17 protein-coding genes are annotated in these 15,355 nt (G+C 73.8%); 7 read left to right on the forward strand and 10 right to left on the reverse strand.

Features of this window, described 5'->3' with window-relative positions; genetic code table 11:
- A partial coding sequence (locus tag AB0K37_RS32875) for a PLP-dependent aminotransferase family protein (RefSeq protein WP_363987617.1) occupies nucleotides 1-1,091 on the forward strand: 1,091 nt, incomplete at its 5' end.
- On the opposite strand, the gene AB0K37_RS32880 is transcribed toward AB0K37_RS32875, so the two are convergent.
- Both AB0K37_RS32880 and AB0K37_RS32885 read right to left on the reverse strand, forming a co-directional pair.
- Nucleotides 1,060-1,197, reverse strand: a complete 138-nt coding sequence (locus AB0K37_RS32880; protein ID WP_363987619.1) for a hypothetical protein — start codon at nucleotides 1,195-1,197, stop codon at nucleotides 1,060-1,062. The two genes, AB0K37_RS32875 and AB0K37_RS32880, sit on opposite strands and share 32 nt — an antisense overlap.
- An 18-nt stretch (nucleotides 1,198-1,215) precedes the next feature.
- Nucleotides 1,216-2,589 (reverse strand): OFA family MFS transporter, encoded by a 1,374-nt coding sequence (locus tag AB0K37_RS32885; protein ID WP_363987621.1) that lies wholly within the window; start codon nucleotides 2,587-2,589, stop codon nucleotides 1,216-1,218.
- 361 nt (nucleotides 2,590-2,950) lie between these two features.
- Between AB0K37_RS32885 and AB0K37_RS32890 the strand changes: the two genes are divergently transcribed.
- A complete protein-coding gene (locus AB0K37_RS32890) occupies nucleotides 2,951-3,541 on the forward strand; it encodes a TetR/AcrR family transcriptional regulator (RefSeq protein ID WP_363987623.1) in 591 nt (196 codons plus the stop codon).
- Nucleotides 3,542-3,546: 5 nt separating this feature from the next.
- Here AB0K37_RS32890 and paaE read toward each other — a convergent pair whose 3' ends face one another.
- From paaE to AB0K37_RS32920, 6 genes are all read right to left on the reverse strand, one after another.
- Nucleotides 3,547-4,605 (reverse strand): 1,2-phenylacetyl-CoA epoxidase subunit PaaE, encoded by a 1,059-nt coding sequence (gene paaE, locus AB0K37_RS32895; protein ID WP_363987625.1) that lies wholly within the window; start codon nucleotides 4,603-4,605, stop codon nucleotides 3,547-3,549.
- A gap of 2 nt (nucleotides 4,606-4,607) precedes the next feature.
- Nucleotides 4,608-5,099 (reverse strand): 1,2-phenylacetyl-CoA epoxidase subunit PaaD, encoded by a 492-nt coding sequence (gene paaD / locus AB0K37_RS32900; RefSeq protein ID WP_363987626.1) that lies wholly within the window; start codon nucleotides 5,097-5,099, stop codon nucleotides 4,608-4,610.
- A 5-nt stretch (nucleotides 5,100-5,104) separates the two neighbouring features.
- Nucleotides 5,105-6,022, reverse strand: coding sequence for a 1,2-phenylacetyl-CoA epoxidase subunit PaaC (gene paaC, locus AB0K37_RS32905; RefSeq protein ID WP_363987628.1), 918 nt, complete (start codon nucleotides 6,020-6,022; stop codon nucleotides 5,105-5,107).
- Between the two features lie 8 nt (nucleotides 6,023-6,030).
- Entirely contained in the window at nucleotides 6,031-6,312 is a 282-nt protein-coding gene (gene paaB / locus AB0K37_RS32910) for a 1,2-phenylacetyl-CoA epoxidase subunit PaaB (protein ID WP_089315753.1), read from the reverse strand.
- Nucleotides 6,309-7,277 carry a 1,2-phenylacetyl-CoA epoxidase subunit PaaA gene (gene paaA / locus AB0K37_RS32915; RefSeq protein ID WP_363987630.1) on the reverse strand — a complete coding sequence of 323 codons (969 nt, stop codon included), beginning with the start codon at nucleotides 7,275-7,277 and terminating at the stop codon, nucleotides 6,309-6,311. Before paaA ends, paaB begins: the two co-directional genes overlap by 4 nt.
- Before the next feature lie 130 nt (nucleotides 7,278-7,407).
- Nucleotides 7,408-7,917 carry an Lrp/AsnC family transcriptional regulator gene (locus tag AB0K37_RS32920; RefSeq protein WP_363987632.1) on the reverse strand — a complete coding sequence of 170 codons (510 nt, stop codon included), beginning with the start codon at nucleotides 7,915-7,917 and terminating at the stop codon, nucleotides 7,408-7,410.
- A gap of 120 nt (nucleotides 7,918-8,037) precedes the next feature.
- On the opposite strand from AB0K37_RS32920, the gene pdhA reads away from it, so the two are divergent.
- The 3 genes from pdhA to AB0K37_RS32935 are packed head-to-tail and all read left to right on the forward strand — an operon-like array spanning nucleotide 8,038 to nucleotide 11,547.
- On the forward strand, nucleotides 8,038-9,144 hold the full coding sequence (gene pdhA, locus AB0K37_RS32925) for a pyruvate dehydrogenase (acetyl-transferring) E1 component subunit alpha (protein ID WP_363987633.1): 1,107 nt from the start codon (nucleotides 8,038-8,040) through the stop codon (nucleotides 9,142-9,144).
- Nucleotide 9,145: 1 nt separating this feature from the next.
- Complete coding sequence (locus AB0K37_RS32930) at nucleotides 9,146-10,162, forward strand: alpha-ketoacid dehydrogenase subunit beta (protein ID WP_363987635.1); 1,017 nt, start codon at nucleotides 9,146-9,148, stop codon at nucleotides 10,160-10,162.
- Complete coding sequence (locus tag AB0K37_RS32935; protein WP_363987637.1) at nucleotides 10,159-11,547, forward strand: dihydrolipoamide acetyltransferase family protein; 1,389 nt, start codon at nucleotides 10,159-10,161, stop codon at nucleotides 11,545-11,547. Before AB0K37_RS32930 ends, AB0K37_RS32935 begins: the two co-directional genes overlap by 4 nt.
- 253 nt (nucleotides 11,548-11,800) lie before the next feature.
- Here the strand turns inward: AB0K37_RS32935 and AB0K37_RS32940 are convergent, their stop codons facing one another.
- Nucleotides 11,801-12,784 carry an SMP-30/gluconolactonase/LRE family protein gene (locus AB0K37_RS32940; protein ID WP_363987639.1) on the reverse strand — a complete coding sequence of 328 codons (984 nt, stop codon included), beginning with the start codon at nucleotides 12,782-12,784 and terminating at the stop codon, nucleotides 11,801-11,803.
- Nucleotides 12,785-12,886: 102 nt separating this feature from the next.
- Between AB0K37_RS32940 and AB0K37_RS32945 the strand changes: the two genes are divergently transcribed.
- Nucleotides 12,887-13,339 carry a MarR family transcriptional regulator gene (locus AB0K37_RS32945; protein ID WP_363987641.1) on the forward strand — a complete coding sequence of 151 codons (453 nt, stop codon included), beginning with the start codon at nucleotides 12,887-12,889 and terminating at the stop codon, nucleotides 13,337-13,339.
- A gap of 47 nt (nucleotides 13,340-13,386) precedes the next feature.
- Nucleotides 13,387-13,755 carry a PH domain-containing protein gene (locus AB0K37_RS32950; RefSeq protein WP_345182195.1) on the forward strand — a complete coding sequence of 123 codons (369 nt, stop codon included), beginning with the start codon at nucleotides 13,387-13,389 and terminating at the stop codon, nucleotides 13,753-13,755.
- Nucleotides 13,756-13,784: 29 nt separating this feature from the next.
- Here the strand turns inward: AB0K37_RS32950 and AB0K37_RS32955 are convergent.
- A partial coding sequence (locus tag AB0K37_RS32955) for an SbcC/MukB-like Walker B domain-containing protein (RefSeq protein WP_363987644.1) occupies nucleotides 13,785-15,355 on the reverse strand: 1,571 nt, incomplete at its 5' end.

Consider the following 15,355-nt stretch of genomic DNA (forward strand, 5'->3'; position numbering starts at 1 on the left):
TGCGGCAGGGCCAGCCGGACGCCTCGTCGTTCCCCCGCGCCGCCTGGCTGGCGTCGGCGCGCCGGGCGGTCACCGCGGCGCCGAACGAGGCCTTCGGCCCCGGCGACCCGCGCGGACGCCCCGAGCTGCGCCGCGCGCTGGCCGCCTACCTGGCCCGCACCCGCGGCGTGCGGACCGACGCCGACCACATCGTGGTCTGCTCCGGATTCGCCCACGCCCTGCGCCTGCTGTTCGGCGGCGGGGTGCTGCCCGGCCCGCTGGCGGTCGAGGGGTACGGCCTCCCCTTCCACCGGGCCCTGCTCGAGCAGACCGGTACGCGCACCCGCCCCCTCACCGTCGACGGCGACGGAGCACTGATCGACGAGCTCTCCAAAGCCGAGCGCGCCGTCCTCCTGACACCCGCGCACCAGTTCCCCACAGGCGGCCCGCTGCATTCGCGCAGACGCACGGCGGTGGTGGAATGGGCCGCCGGGTCGGACGGGCTCATCATCGAGGACGACTACGACGGCGAGTTCCGCTACGACCGCCAACCCGTCGGCGCGGTGCAGGGCCTGGCCCCCGACCGGGTCGTGTACGTCGGCTCCGTCAGCAAGAGCCTGTCCCCCGCGGTCCGGCTCGGCTGGATGGTCGTGCCCGACCGCCTGGTGGACGGCGTCCTCGCGGCCAAGGGCGAGCGCGAGGCGTGGGCGGGCGTCCTCGACCAGCTGACCCTGGCCGACTTCCTCGACTCCGGCTCCTACGACCGCCACGTCCGCCGCATGCGCCAGAGGTACCGCGCCCGGCGCGACCGCTTCGTCACCGCCCTGGCCGAGCACGCGCCCCACGTCCACGCGACGGGCATCGCCGCCGGTCTGCACGCCGTCCTGCGCCTGCCGCCCGGCACCGAGCCCGAAGCTCTGGAGGCCGCGACCCGCGCGGGGGTGGCGGTCGACGCCCTGTCGGCGTTCCGCCATCCCAGCGCCCGCCTTCCGCCCCAGGACGGCCTGGTGGTGGGCTACGCGACGCCTCCGGACCACGCCTTCGAGCCGGCGCTGCAAGCGCTCGTGCGGGTCCTCGCGGTCAGCCGCCGAAGAGGGGGAGGATCGCCCTGACCGTCTCCACCACGCCGTAGATCAGCGGAATGCCGACGACGGACCAGGAGACGACGAGGCGCGCCACCGCCCTGTCAGGAGGGCTCTCGTCCGGCGTTGACGCCATGGTGCTCCTCCTTCGCTCTCAGGTGGCCGGGCGGGGGTCGGACACGCGGGCCTCGGCGTCCGCCACGTGGTGCCGCTCCGCCACCGGGCGGATGAGCAGGTTCGCGGCGAAGCCGACCGCGAGGACCCCGACCATGGTGAACAGGGCGGGCCGGTAGTCGGCGGCCGCGAGGGCGCCCGGTTCGCCGCGGGCGTCCAGGAACCGGTTCACGATCAGCGGCCCGGCGATGCCCGCCGCCGACCAGGCGGTCAGCAGCCGGCCGTGGACGGCACCGACCTGGTAGGTGCCGAACAGGTCCCGCAGGTAGGCCGGGACGGTGGCGAACCCGCCGCCGTAGAAGGAGATGATCAGCGCGGCGAGGGCGACGAAGAACGCCGTCGAGGCGTCCCCGAAGAGCGCCAGCAGGACGTAGGCGGCCATGCCGGCGCCGAGGTAGCCGACATAGACCGGTTTCCGGCCGAGGTAGTCCGAGGTCGAGGACCAGACGAACCGCCCGGCCATGTTGAAGATCGACAGCAGGCCGACGAACCCGGCCGCCTCGGTCGCCGACACCGAGGTCGAGCCGCCGGAGCGGAAGAAGTCGCCGATCATCGGCCCGGCCTGCTCCAGGATCCCGATCCCGGCGGTGACGTTGCAGAACAGCACCGTCCAGAGCAGCCAGAACTGCGGCGTCCTGATCGCCGACGCCGCCGAGACGCCGCGCGGCGCGCCGGCCCGTTCCGCCGCCGAGGCGGCCCCGGCGGGCCGCCATCCCGGCGGCGGCACCCGCACGGTGAACACCCCCAGCATCATCACCATGAAGTAGGCGACGCCCAGCGTGACGAACAGCAGGGCGACGGCGGCGCCGGACGCGGGGTCGCCGCCCGGGTCGTAGAGCGACAGCAGCCGCCGCGACAGCGGCGAGGCGACGAGCGCGCCGCCGCCGAAGCCCATGATGGCCATGCCGGTCGCCAGGCCCGGCCGGTCCGGGAACCATCTGATCAGGGTCGAGACAGGCGAGATGTAGCCGATGCCGAGGCCGATGCCGCCGATGAAGCCGTAGCCGAGGTACACCAGCCAGAGCTGCCCGGCGGCGATGCCGAGCGCCCCGACCAGGAACCCCGACGCCCAGAAGCAGGCGGCGGTGAACATCGCCCGCCGCGGCCCGACGCGGTCGACCCACGTGCCCATGACCGCCGCGGACGCGCCGAGCATCAAGATCGCGATGGAGAAGACGACGCCGACCGCGGTGAGGCTGGTGTCGAAGTGCTCGACGAGCGCCGTCTTGTAGACGCTGGTGGCGTAGGCCTGCCCGATGCACAGATGCACGGCGAGCGCTGCGGGTGGAATCAGCCAGCGGTTGTAGCCCGGTTCCGCGACGGTGTGCCGCAGGTCGAGGAAGGAGAGCGCCACGGCGGGCCTCCGGTTCGGGAGCGTATCCGGCCAGGTGTTGCGCCCCCGACACCGACGACCATAAACACAAACGTGCTACATGAAAACCCCTCCACACCACCGACCTGTCGACCAACCCGCGAGCGGAGCCGCGGCCCACCCCGCCCTGCCGCTCCACCCCAACCGAGCATCCGCAACAACCTCGGCCCCCAGCGCAACCACGCGCCGACCTCAGGATCGCGATCGCGTCCGAAGGCAGATTCGAGCCTGCGAGAATCTGTTCGCGCAGCGAGCCGCCAAGGCGAGTCGGAGCGATGCCAGCGATCGCCCGCTTTTATCGACGATGGAGGGCCGCCAGGCCCGAAGGAGGAGAAAAAAGCAGATGAAACGCGGCAGGCCCGGGTATGACCAGGCGACGGTTTTGCGGCGGGCCATCGAGCTCTTCAATCGGAAGGGCTACGAGGGGACCAGCATGGGGGACCTCGCTGAGGAGCTCGGGTTCAGCAAGTCGGCGATCTACCACCATGTGCCGGGAAAGACGCATCTGCTCGCGCTGGCCCTGGACGAGGCGCTCGACGAGTTGACGGCGGTGATCCGCGAGGCGCAGGACGAGTCGGGGGGCAGCGCGTACGAGCGGCTGCGGTCGGTGGTGCGGGAGAGCGTGCGGGTGCTGGTGGCCCACCAGCCGGCGGTGACGCTGCTGCTGCGGGTGCGGGGGAACAGCGAGGTGGAGCTGGAGGCGCTCCAGCGGCGGCGGTGGATCGACGCGCGGCTCGCCGAACTGGTGCGCGCGGCGGCCGCGGAGGGGGCGGTGCGCGGGGACGTGCCGCCGGAGCTGGTGAGCCGGCTCCTGTTCGGGATGGTCAACTCGCTGGTCGAGTGGTACCGGCCGGGCGGCGAGGTGAGCGCCGAGGACCTGTCGGACGCCATCACCGCGATCGCGTTCGACGGGCTGGCGGCGCCGCCGTCCTGACGGGGTCAGGCGTCGAAGTCGACGGTGACGGCGGCGCTGACGGGGTGGGACTGGCAGGTGAGCACGAACCCGGCCGCGACCTCGGCGGGCTCCAGGGCGTAGTTGCGGACCATGTCGACCTCGCCTTCGGTGACGCGGGCGCGGCAGGTTCCGCAGACGCCTCCCTTGCAGGCGAACGGGAGGTCGGCGCGGGTGGCCTGGGCGGCGTCCAGGATGCGCTGGTCGCGCGGCATCGGCGCGGTGCTCGACCGGCCGTCCAGCACGACGGTGACGTCGCTGGTCTCGCCGGTGGCGGCCGGGGCGTCGCGCCGCACCTCGGGGGGCGGCTCGTCGACGTAGAACAGCTCGACGTGCACCTTCTCGCGCGGGACGCCGAACTCGGCGAGGACGTCGCGGGCGCCGGTGACCATGGGCAGCGGGCCGCACAGCCAGACGTGGTCGACGTCGTCGACGGGCGTCACGGCGCCGAGCAGGCGGCGCAGGCGGTCGGCGTCGAGGCGGCCGGAGAACAGCTCGACGTCGCGGGGCTCGCGGCTCAGCACGTGGACGAGCTGGAACCGCGGGCCGTAGCGGTTCTTGAGGTCGCCGAGCTCCTCGGCGAACATCACCGTCCCGCTGGTGCGGTTGCCGTACAGCAGCCGCACCTCGGTGCCCGGGTTGGCGAGCACGGTGGCGGCGATGGAGATCATCGGGGTGATGCCGGAGCCCGCCGCGATCAGCAGGTGCCGTCCGGGCTCGGCGGGGTCGGCGCGCAGGCTGCCGGACGGGACCTGGACGTCGATCTCGGTGCCGGGGCGGACCTCCCGCACGAGCCAGGAGGAGAACAGCCCCTCGGGGATCTCGCGGACGCCGATCCGGGGCCGGTCGCCCGCGGGGGCGCAGATCGAGTACGACCGGCGGTGCTCCCGCCCGTCGATCACCCTGCGCAGGGTGAGGCTCTGGCCGGCCGCGAACGCGTAGTCGCCGGCGAGCTCGGGCGGGACGTCGAACGTCACCGCGGCCGAGTCGTCGGTCAGCCGGTCGACCGCGGCGACCTTCAACGGGTGGAACGTCGCTGGCGCCACCGCTAGATCTCCTTCACGTGCTCGAACGGCTCAAGGCAGCCGGTGCAGCGGTACAGCGCCTTGCAGGAGGTGGAGCCGAACTCCGAGGTCAGCTCGACCGACGCCGATCCGCACCGCGGGCAGCGCAGCCTCCGGCGGGTCGGCGCCAGGGTGAGCGCGACGGGCCCGGAGGGCGCCGGGGCCGGGCCGGGGGGCGAGATCCCGGCGGCGGCGAGGGCGGCCCGGCCCCGCTCGCTGATCCAGTCGCTGGACCAGGGCGGGGACAGCTCGATCTCGACGCGCACGTCGGCGTATCCGGCGTCGGTGAGCCGGTGGACCAGGTCGTCGCGCATCGTGGCGAGCGCGGGGCAGCCCGAGTAGGTCGGGGTGATCGCCACGGTGACGGCGGAGCCGTGCTCCTCGACGCGGCGCAGCACGCCGAGATCCTCCAGGGTCAGCATCGGCATCTCCGGATCCCGGACGGACGCGGCGACGGCACGGGCGGTTCCGGTCACGGCGGTCACCACCGTCCCAGGGGGTGGGCGCGGGCGACGACCTGCATCTCGGCCAGCATCCGGCTCAGCGCCTCCGTGTGGACGCCGTCGCGTCCGGCGCGCCCGCCGAGCAGCCCCGTCTGCGGCACCTCGGGCCGCTCGACGCCGCTCGCGGTGAAGACCTGCGCGAGCACGGCGTCGGCGTCGCCGGCGGTGGCGGCCGGGTCCACGGCGACGCCCGCCTCGGCCAGTGCCCGCTCCACCGGGTGGGTGCGGAACAGCTCGTCGTGGTGGCGCCACACCGCGTCGAGCCCGGCGAGGACGCGGCGGCGCGACTCCTCGGTGCCCTGGGCGAGGGTGAGGAACCACCGGCCGGCGAAGTCGCGGTGGTAGGCCAGCTCCTTGGCGCCCTTGGCCGCGACGGCGGCGAGGACGGCGTCGCGGCTGCCGGTGAGGCGCTCGAACAGGGCCAGCCGGGCGGTCGCGAACACCAGCACGCGGGCCATGGTGTGCCCGAAGTCGCCGTTCGGCAGCTCGGCGAGGCGCACGTTGCGGTAGGCGTCGGCGTCGCGGAAGAACGCCAGCGCGTCCTCGGCCGGGACGGGCGAGCCCTCCGGCAGCGCCGGGACGACCGACGGGTCGGCGGTGGCGGCGCGGGCGAGCAGCAGCCGCGCCTGGCCGAGCAGGTCCAGCGCGATGTTGGCGAGCGCGATGTCCTCTTCGAGGTCGGGCGCGTTGCTGCACCACTCGGAGAGCCGGTGCGACAGGACGAGGGCGTCGTCGCCGAGCATCAGGCAGTACGTCGCGAGCGCGTGCGGGTCGACGCCGTCGGGGACGGTCGTGTCGACGCCGGCCAGCGGGTCCTCGAAGTCGGTCCCGAAGGCCCACTGGGAGCTGTCGCCGTCCAGGAGCCCGTCGTAGACCGAGCCGTGCTGACTTTCCATGGCGGCCTTCACATGTGCGGGACGTTCTCGGGGATCTCGTAGAACGTCGGGTGCCGGTAGACCTTGTCGCCGCTGGGGGCGAAGAGGGGGTCCTTCTCGTCCGGGCTGGAGGCGGTGATGGCGTCCGACCGCACCACCCAGATGCTGACGCCCTCGTTGCGGCGCGTGTACACGTCGCGCGCGTGCCGAACGGCCATCTCGTCGTCGGGGGCGTGCAGCGACCCGACGTGCACGTGGTTGAGGCCGCGCTTGCCGCGCACGAACACCTCGTAGAGCGGCCACTCGCTCATGTCCCGGCTCCTTCCTCGCTTCGGGCCGCCTGCTTGCGCGCGAACGCGGTCGCGGCCTCGCGGACCCAGGCGCCGTCCTCGTGGGCCCGGCGGCGGTGCGCCAGCCGCTGGGCGTTGCAGGGCCCCTCGCCCTTGATGACGGCGGAGAGCTCCGACCAGTCGGGCTCGCCGAAGTCGTGGGCCTGGCGCTCCTCGTTCCACCGCAGGTCGGGGTCGGGGAGCGTGACGCCGAGGGCCTCGGCCTGCGGGACGGTCATGTCGACGAAGCGCTGGCGCAGCTCGTCGTTGCCGTTGCGTTTGATGCCCCACGCCATGGACCGCTCGGAGTTCGGCGAGTTCGCGTCGGGCGGGCCGAACATCATCAGCGAGGGCCACCAGAACCGGTCCACCGACTCCTGCACCATCCGGCGCTGCTCGTCGGTGCCGCGCATCATCGTCATCAGCAGCTCGTAGCCCTGCCGCTGGTGGAAGGACTCCTCCTTGCAGATGCGGATCATCGCGCGCCCGTAGGGGCCGTAGGACGTCCGGCACAGCGGCACCTGGTTGCAGATCGCCGCGCCGTCCACCAGCCATCCGATCACGCCGACGTCGGCGTAGGAGAGCGTGGGGTAGTTGAAGATCGAGGAGTACTTCTGCCGGCCGGTGAGCAGCATCTCGGTCAGCTCGGCGCGGGACACGCCGAGGGTCTCGCACGCCGAGTACAGGTACAGGCCGTGCCCGGCCTCGTCCTGGACCTTCGCCAGCAGGATCGACTTGCGGCGCAGCGAGGGGGCGCGGGTGATCCAGTTGCCCTCCGGCTGCATCCCGATGATCTCCGAGTGCGCGTGCTGGGCGATCTGGCGGACCAGCGTCCGCCGGTAGGCGTCGGGCATCCAGTCGCGCGGTTCGATCCGGTCGTTGCGCGCGATCGTCGCCTCGAACTGCTCGGCGGGCGCCGGCTGGGGCGCGGCCTGCGGCGTCGTCATGGGCTCCTCCCGCTGGGGACCCGGCTGGACTCGGCCTATTAACTGACCGATCGGTCTGTATTCAGGGTGACACAGGCCGCGCGAGCGTGCAAGAAGGGCGGCGCACCCTCCCCGCGGCGCGACCGGGACCTCAGTCGTCCCAGGCCTCCCACTGCGTCCCCCTGCCCCGCGCCTCGTCGAAGACCAGCCAGGTGCGGGTCGCCCGGACGCCGGGGATGTCCTGGATCTGCTCCAGCACCACGTGCCGGAGCGCCTCGTTGTCCGGCGCCCTGACCAGGGCCAGGACGTCGTAGTCGCCGCCGACCATCGCGAAGTGCTCGACGTAGGGGGTGTCCTGGAGCCGGGCGGAGACCGAGCGCCAGGAGTTCTGCTCGATCGTGACCGAGACGTAGGCGCTGGTGCCGAGGCCGGCCTTGTGCGGGGCGAGCTCGGCGGTGAAGCCGGTGATGACACCCTCGTCCAGCAGCCGGGTGAGCCGGGCGTAGGCGTTGGCTCGCGAGACGTGCACGCGCTCGGCCAGCGCCCGTACCGAGAGCCGGCCGTCGCGCAGCAGCTCAGCGATGATCGCGCGGTCCACGGCGTCCAGCCGGGCGGCAGAACGTCCGGGCCGGACGCCCTCGGCGCCCACGTCGGATGACATTTGGTGCCCCCATAGCCACTGAACGAGCCATTTGTCGCTCATTGTGCCCCATGTCTTGAGCAGATCGTCGACCGAGCGGACGATCGAACCGACAACCGTCCACAGGAAGGGAGCGGCGCCATGTCCGTGCGGACACCTCATCAGGAGGTCGAGGGCCTTCTCCCCTCCGCCGTCCCGGTGCGCTTCGTCGCCGAGGACGGGTCGGACGCCGGGACGCCGGCCGGATACCGCGCCCCGGAGGACGGGACGCTGGTCGAGGCCTACCGCCGGATGGTGCTCGGCCGCCGGTTCGACCGGCAGGCGACCGCGCTGACCAAGCAGGGCCGGCTGGCCGTCTACCCGTCCAGCCGCGGGCAGGAGGCCTGCCAGATCGCCGGGGTGCTCGCGCTGCGCGAGGACGACTGGCTGTTCCCCACCTACCGCGACTCGGTGGCGCTGGTCGCCCGCGGCATGGACCCCGTCGAGGTGCTCACGCTGCTGCGCGGCGGCTGGCACTGCGGCTACGACCCGGCGGCCGCGCGCGTCGCGCCCCAGTGCACGCCGCTGGCCACCCAGACGATCCACGCCGTGGGCATGGCCGACGCCCTGCGCCGCAAGGGCGAGGACGGCGTGGTGATGGCGTTCGTCGGCGACGGCGGGACCAGCGAGGGCGACTTCCACGAGGCGCTCAACTACGCCGGGGTCCTGCGCGCGCCCGTGGTCTTCTTCGTCCAGAACAACAAGTACGCGATCTCGGTGCCGCTGGCCAAGCAGACCGCCGCGCCCGCCCTGGCCTACAAGGGGGTCGGCTACGGCGTCCGGTCCGAGCAGGTCGACGGGAACGACCTCCTCGCGGTGCTGTCGGTCCTGACCGCCGCCGTCGAGCACGCCCGCTCCGGAGGCGGCCCGTTCCTGGTCGAGGCGCACACCTACCGCATGGACTCCCACACCAACGCCGACGACGCCTCCCGGTACCGCGAGGACGAGGAGGTCGCGCGGTGGGAGGCGGCCGACCCCCTCGCGCGGCTGGAGACCCACCTGCGCGGGCGGGGCCTGCTCTCGGAGGAGGACGTCGCGTCGGCCCGGGAGGCCGCCGAGGAGTACGCGGCGCGCCTGCGCGACCGGATGGCCGCCGACCCGGAGGCCGACCCGTTCGAGCTGTTCGACCACGTCTTCGCCGAACCCACGCCCCAGCTGCGCGAGCAGCGCGCCCTGCTGGCGTCCGAGATGCTCCCCGGGGAGGACTGACATGGCCGCGACGACGATGGCGCAGGCGCTGAACGCCGCGCTCCGGGACGCGCTGGCCGATGACGAGCGGGTGCTGGTCTTCGGCGAGGACGTGGGGCCGCTCGGCGGTGTCTTCCGCATCACCGACGGGCTGACCCGGGACTTCGGCGAGGACCGCTGCTTCGACACCCCGCTGGCGGAGTCGGGGATCGTCGGCCTGGCCGTGGGCATGGCGATGGGCGGCTTCCGGCCCGTGGTCGAGATGCAGTTCGACGCCTTCGCCTACCCGGCCTTCGAGCAGATCGCCTCGCACGTCGCCAAGTTCCGCAACCGCACCCGCGGCCGCCTGTCGCTGCCGATGGTGATCCGCATCCCCTACGCGGGGGGCATCGGCGGCGTCGAGCACCACTGCGACTCCAGCGAGGCCTACTACGCCCACACGCCGGGCCTGAAGGTCGTCACGCCCGCCACCGCCGACGACGCGTACTGGCTGCTGCGCGACGCCGTCACCGACCCGGACCCGGTCATCTTCATGGAGCCGAAACGGCTGTACTGGGCCAAGGGCGACGTCACCCGCGAGAACCGGCGCGCCCCCGGGTTCGGCCGGGCCGTGGTGCGCCGCGAGGGGCGGGACGCGACGCTGGTCGCCTACGGGCCGAGCGTCCCGGTGGCGCTGGAGGCCGCCGAGGCCGCCGCGCGGGAGGGACGCGACCTGGAGGTGGTGGACCTGCGCACCATCGTCCCGTTCGACGACGGGACCGTCGCCGCCTCGGTGCGCAAGACGGGCCGGTGCGTGGTCGTCCAGGAGGCCCAGGGCTTCGCGGGCGTAGGCGCGGAGATCGCGGCCCGGGTGCAGGAGCGCTGCTTCCACTCGCTGGCCGCGCCGGTGCTGCGGGTCTCCGGGTTCGACATCCCCTACCCGCCGCCGAAGCTGGAGCACTCCCACCTGCCGGACGCCGACCGCGTCCTGGACGCCGTCGACCGGCTCCAGTTCGACGACGTCCCCGACGTCCTGCACCTGGACAGGGAGGCCTCGTGACCGCCGCCACCCGGCAGGTGTTCCGCCTGCCCGACCTCGGCGAGGGCCTCACCGAGGCCGAGATCGTCGAATGGAAGGTCGCCGCGGGCGACACCGTCGAGGTCGACCAGGTCGTGGTGGAGGTCGAGACCGCCAAGGCGGCGGTGGAGGTGCCCGTCCCCTACGCGGGGACCGTGCTGAGGCTGGCCGCGGAGGCGGGCGCGATCCTCGCGGTCGGCGAGCCGCTGATCGAGGTCGGTCCCGCCGGCGACGCCGGGTCGGAACCCGTCGCGGACGTGCGCCCCGTCCCGGACGTGCACCCGGACGCCGCCCGCTACCGCGAGGAGGAGCAGGCCGGATCCGGCAACGTGCTGATCGGCTACGGCACCGGGCACGGGCCGGGCCGGCGCGGACGCCGCCGCGCCGGCGGCCCGAAGGCCCCGGCGGCGGCCCCCGCTCCGGTGGCGCCCGCTCCGGTGGCCCCCGCTCCGGTGGCCCGCCGCGCGGACGCCCCCCGCGTGATCTCCCCGCTCGTCCGCAGGATGGCGCGCGAGCACGGCCTCGACCTCGGCGCCGTCGCTCCCACCGGGCCGCGCGGCGTGATCCTGCGCCGCGACGTCGAGCAGGCCATCGCCGCCGGCATCGCCGCCGGCACCGCCGCCGAGACGGCCGCCGAGACGGCCGCCGAAGCTCCGGTGCCCGCCGCCCGTCCGATGCCCGAGCGGATTCCGCTGCGCGGGCTCCGCCGCGCCGTGGCCGACAAGCTCACCCGCAGCCGCACCGAGATCCCCGATGCGACGACCTGGGTGGACGCCGACGCCACCGCCCTGGTCGAGGCCAAGGACGCGCTGCGCCGGTCCCGCCCCGAACTCGGCATCGGGCTGCTGGCCCTGCTGGCCCGCATCTGCGTGGCCGCCCTGCGGGAGTTCCCCGAGCTGAACTCCTCGGTCGACGCCGACCGGCAGGAGATCGTCCGGTACGGGCACGTCAACCTCGGCTTCGCCGCGCAGACCGACCGCGGCCTCGTGGTGCCGGTCGTGCGGGACGCACACCTGATGACGACCGCGCAGCTCGCCGCGGAGCTGGCCAGGCTCACCGGCCTGGCCCGCTCGGGCGGGCTGCCGCCCGAGTCCCTGACGGGCGGCACGTTCACCCTCAACAACTACGGCGTGTTCGGCGTGGACGGCTCCACCCCGATCATCAACCACCCCGAGGCGGCGCTGCTCGGCGTCGGCCGGATCATCGACCGCCCCTGGGTGGTGGACGGCGCGGTCGTGCCGCGCAAGATGACCCAGCTCTCCCTGACGTTCGACCACCGCGTCTGCGACGGCGGCGCGGCGGGCGGGTTCCTGCGGTTCGCGGCCGACTGCGTGGAGAACCCCGCCGTCCTGCTCACGAACCTGTGACGTCCGGCGGCGGGCGCCGGTAGGCGAAGCCGCCCCCGTCACCGTGGCCGGCGGCGGCCTATGCCGTGACCTCCAGCGAGGTCTCGATGATCTCGTGGTCGGGCCTGCCCCAGCGGGTCTCCCGGTCCTGGGAGCCGGTCATGGCCTCTCCTTCCGCTCGGTGACGAACCGTCCGAGGCGATAACCCGAGGGCCATTGAAACACCTTTCTCCGAAAGGCATTCGCCTATTTGCGCAATGGTCGGGTTAAGCGGTCAAAGGCCCCGGACGGCGGCGACGGTGAAGGGGATCTCCGGGGTGCCGTCGCCGAGCGGGCCGCCCTTGTCGAACTGCGAGCGGACGACGTAGAGGGTCCCGCGGCGGCGGACGAGCGTCGTCGGGACCTGGAGGGACGGGTCCGCCAGCGTGCGCTCGAGGCGGGCCCGCGTCCCGTCGGACGCGACGCGCCAGCGGGTGAGGACGTTGTCGACGTTGTTGGCCGTCCAGAGGCGCCCCTCCTGGAGTTCGAGGCCGTCCGCGTGGCGCATGTCGCCGCCGCTGAGCGCGACCTTGCGGATGGCGCCGGTCGCGAGGTCGAGCCGGTAGAGGTCGCCGCCGAGCATGTCGTCGGTCAGCAGGAACCGCCCGGTGGGGTCGGCGACGATCCCGTTCAGGGTGAAGTCGGCCGGCTTGTGCGGTTCGATGACGTCGCTCAGGTCGAAGCGCGGCGAAAGCGTCGCCGTCCCGCCCCGGGCCGCGTCCAGATCACGCGGCGTGACCTCGTAGACGACGGCGCGGGAGCTGTCCGTCAGGTAGACGCCGCCGTCGGGGGCGACGGCGAGGTCGTTGACGAACCGGGCGCCGTCGCCGGGAACGACGAAGCGCGCCAGCAGGGCGCGGCTCCGGGCGTCGTAGACCGCGACGCCGGACGAGGAGTCGGTCACCCACAGCCGTCCGGCCCGGTCGGTCTTCAGCCCGTTGGCGGTGCGGCGGCCGTCGGCGCCCGCGGGCAGGAACACCTCGGCCGTCCGGTGGCCCGGCCGCATGCGGTAGACCGTGCCGTCCTTCCAGGACCCGGCGTACATCGTCCCGGTGCGCGGGTCCGCGGCGATGCCCTCGGGGTACACGCGGTCGCCCGGCAGGACGTAGGCCGTGGAGATCCGCGACGCGGCCGCGGACGCGGGCGCCGCGGAGACGGCGAGGGATGCGGCGGCGAGGCCCGCCACGGCCGCCGCGGTGGAGCGCTGGATGCGCGACATGACTCTCCATTCGCAGTGCAACATTAGTACGCGCACATACGATAGTTAGAACTCTAATACTCGTCAACGGTCTTCTCTTCAGAGGCTCGGTACCATGCGGGAATGACCTCGTTGCCCGTCCCGGAGCGGCTCGGCTCGCACCTCAAGCGCGCCGAGCAGGCGCTCAACGGCGCCAAGCAGGCGGCGCTGAAGCCGAGCGGGCTCACGAGCCCGCAGTACGCCGCCCTGCTGCACCTCGCCGACAACCCGGGCATGTCGGCCGCCGCGCTGGCCCGCAAGTGCGCCGTCACCCCGCCGACGATGAACACCGTCCTGAAGAACCTCCAGGAGCGGGGGCTGATCGAGCGCACCCCGCACGAGTGGCACCGCAACATCCTGGAGACGCGGCTCACCGCCGAGGGAACGGCCGTCCTGGAGGACGCCGACGCCCGCGCCGTCAAGGTCGAGCGCGGGCTCGCCGCCGAGTTCACCGACGCCGAGCGGCAGACGCTGATCGACCTGCTCGGCCGGTGCGTCGGCTTCCTCGAAGCGGCCCGGTCCGCGCCCGGCGGCTGAGACACTCCCTACGGAACGGGACGAACGCCGCGAGCACCGGAGGAGCCATGGGCGACGGGGTCCAGCACGACAGGTCGGGCCAGCTCAAGCAGATCGAGAGCGGGCTGCTGCCCGGCGAGCAGATCATCGCCGTCTACGACGCGATCGGCGCCGGCACCGGGTTCATCGGGCTCACCGACCGCCGGGTCATCGTCCAGGACCGCAGCTTCGCCGGCAAGAAGTACGCCATCACCAGCGTGCCCTACTCCCGCATCACCTCGGTGAGCGTCGTCAGCAACAAGTCGTGGGCCGGGTCCTACTTCTCCACCGGCTCGATCGCGATCAACGTCGGGACCCACACCTACGAGGTCGAGTTCCGCGGCGCCGACAAGAGCCACCACGTGCACAACGTGATCCTGCAGTACATCTCCGCCTGACCGGCGCCCCGGAGCCTCCCGCGTGCGCGTCAGACGACGACCGCGGCGGTGGAGCCGGCGCGGTCCTTGGTGACGCGGAGCTGGGCCGGGATGCGGGCCCGCAGCTCGGCGACGTGGCTGACGATGCCGACCGCGCGGCCGCCGTCGCGCAGGCCGTCCAGGACGTCCATCACCTCGTCGAGCGTCTCCTCGTCGAGCGTGCCGAACCCCTCGTCGACGAACAGGGTGCCGATCTCGGTGCCGCCCGCCTCGGCGGTGACGACGTCGGCGAGGCCCAGGGCCAGCGCCAGCGAGCTGATGAACGACTCGCCGCCCGACAGGGTGACCGGGTCGCGCATCAGGCCCGTCCAGGAGTCGGCGACGCGCAGGCCGAGCCCCCCGGCGCCCTTGGTGCGGTCGCCCGCCGCCTTCTCCGTGGTGTGGACGAGGGCGTAGCGGCCCCCGGACATGCGGTGCAGCCGTTCGTTCGCGGCGGCGACGACCTGCTCGAGGCGGGCGGCCAGCACGTACGCCGACAGCGACATGTCGTGCCGGTTCGCGGCGTGCTTGCCCGAGGCGAGCCCCGCCACGCGCTCGGCGACCTCGTACCGCCCGGCGGCGGGGCGCCACGCGCCGACGGCGGCGGCGAGGTCTTTGCGCAGCTCGGCCAGCCGCTCGCAGCGGTGCCGCGCGCGGTCGGCGGCGTTCGCGGCCCCGGTGTACGCCGCGTCCGCCGCGGCCACCGCCTCCTCCAGGGCGGGCAGGTCGGGCGCGGGCGCCGCGGCGGCCGCGACCAGCTCCGGATCGCCGAGCAGGGCGCGGACCTCCGCCTCCTCGTCGTCGAGCCTGCGGATCCGGTCGCGCAGGACGCCCTGCTCCTCGTCCGGCAGCGCGGCTTCGAGGACCTCCTCCGGCGTCCGGAACCCCTGCTCCTCCGCCTCCTGCGCGGCCTTGGCGCGGGCGGCGGCCAGCTCCTCGCCGGCGCGCGCGTTCGCGCGGGCCGCCTCGACCGCCGCGGCGATCCTGTCGGCCTCCCCGGCGAGCCTGGCGATGCGGGCCTCCAGCGTCGGGTCGCCGCCGCGCGCCTCGTCGAGCTCGGCGGACAGGCGGGCCCGCTCGGCGGCCAGCTCCCGGTCGTGCGTGCGGTTCTCGGTGAGGGCGCGGCCGGTCTCCTCCTGCGCGGAGCGGACCCGGTCGAGCTCCCGCTCGTCCCGGTGGAGCGCCGCCTCCAGCCGCTCGGCCTCCGCCGCGCGAGCCTCCGCGGCCGCCAGCGCCGCGTCCGCCTCGGCGAGCTCGGCGGCGAGGGCGTCGGGCTCGGCCTCTCCCGCGATCTCCAGCAGCTCGTCGCGCGCGGTGCGCAGCTCCCCGGCCGCAGTCCCGGCCCGCTCCCGGGCGTCCTGGGCCTCGTCGGCCTCGGCCTGCGCCCGCTCCACCTGCTCCTCGGTCGGGATCAGCGCGAGCGAGGTGACCGGGTCCGGGTGCTCGGTGGAGCCGCAGACCCGGCAGGGCTCGCCGTCCGCCAGCTCCTCGGCGAGGACGGCGGCCATGCCGTCCAGCCGACGCTCGTCGCCGGCGACGCCGAGAAGTCGCGGGACCTCATGACGCGCCACCTCGACCACGT

It is taken from the genome of Actinomadura sp. NPDC049753 (genome assembly GCF_040674655.1).
Taxonomy (GTDB): domain Bacteria; phylum Actinomycetota; class Actinomycetes; order Streptosporangiales; family Streptosporangiaceae; genus Spirillospora; species Spirillospora verrucosospora.

Coding starts and splice junctions, on each gene's coding strand:
- AB0K37_RS32880 (WP_363987619.1), bottom strand. CDS start 1,197: ATGGCGTCAACGCCGGACGAGAGCCCTCCTGACAGGGCGGTGGCGCGC.
- AB0K37_RS32890 (WP_363987623.1), top strand. CDS start 2,951: ATGAAACGCGGCAGGCCCGGGTATGACCAGGCGACGGTTTTGCGGCGG.
- paaC (WP_363987628.1), bottom strand. CDS start 6,022: ATGGAAAGTCAGCACGGCTCGGTCTACGACGGGCTCCTGGACGGCGAC.
- paaB (WP_089315753.1), bottom strand. CDS start 6,312: ATGAGCGAGTGGCCGCTCTACGAGGTGTTCGTGCGCGGCAAGCGCGGC.
- paaA (WP_363987630.1), bottom strand. CDS start 7,277: ATGACGACGCCGCAGGCCGCGCCCCAGCCGGCGCCCGCCGAGCAGTTC.
- AB0K37_RS32920 (WP_363987632.1), bottom strand. CDS start 7,917: ATGTCATCCGACGTGGGCGCCGAGGGCGTCCGGCCCGGACGTTCTGCC.
- pdhA (WP_363987633.1), top strand. CDS start 8,038: ATGTCCGTGCGGACACCTCATCAGGAGGTCGAGGGCCTTCTCCCCTCC.
- AB0K37_RS32930 (WP_363987635.1), top strand. CDS start 9,146: ATGGCCGCGACGACGATGGCGCAGGCGCTGAACGCCGCGCTCCGGGAC.
- AB0K37_RS32940 (WP_363987639.1), bottom strand. CDS start 12,784: ATGTCGCGCATCCAGCGCTCCACCGCGGCGGCCGTGGCGGGCCTCGCC.
- AB0K37_RS32945 (WP_363987641.1), top strand. CDS start 12,887: ATGACCTCGTTGCCCGTCCCGGAGCGGCTCGGCTCGCACCTCAAGCGC.
- AB0K37_RS32950 (WP_345182195.1), top strand. CDS start 13,387: ATGGGCGACGGGGTCCAGCACGACAGGTCGGGCCAGCTCAAGCAGATC.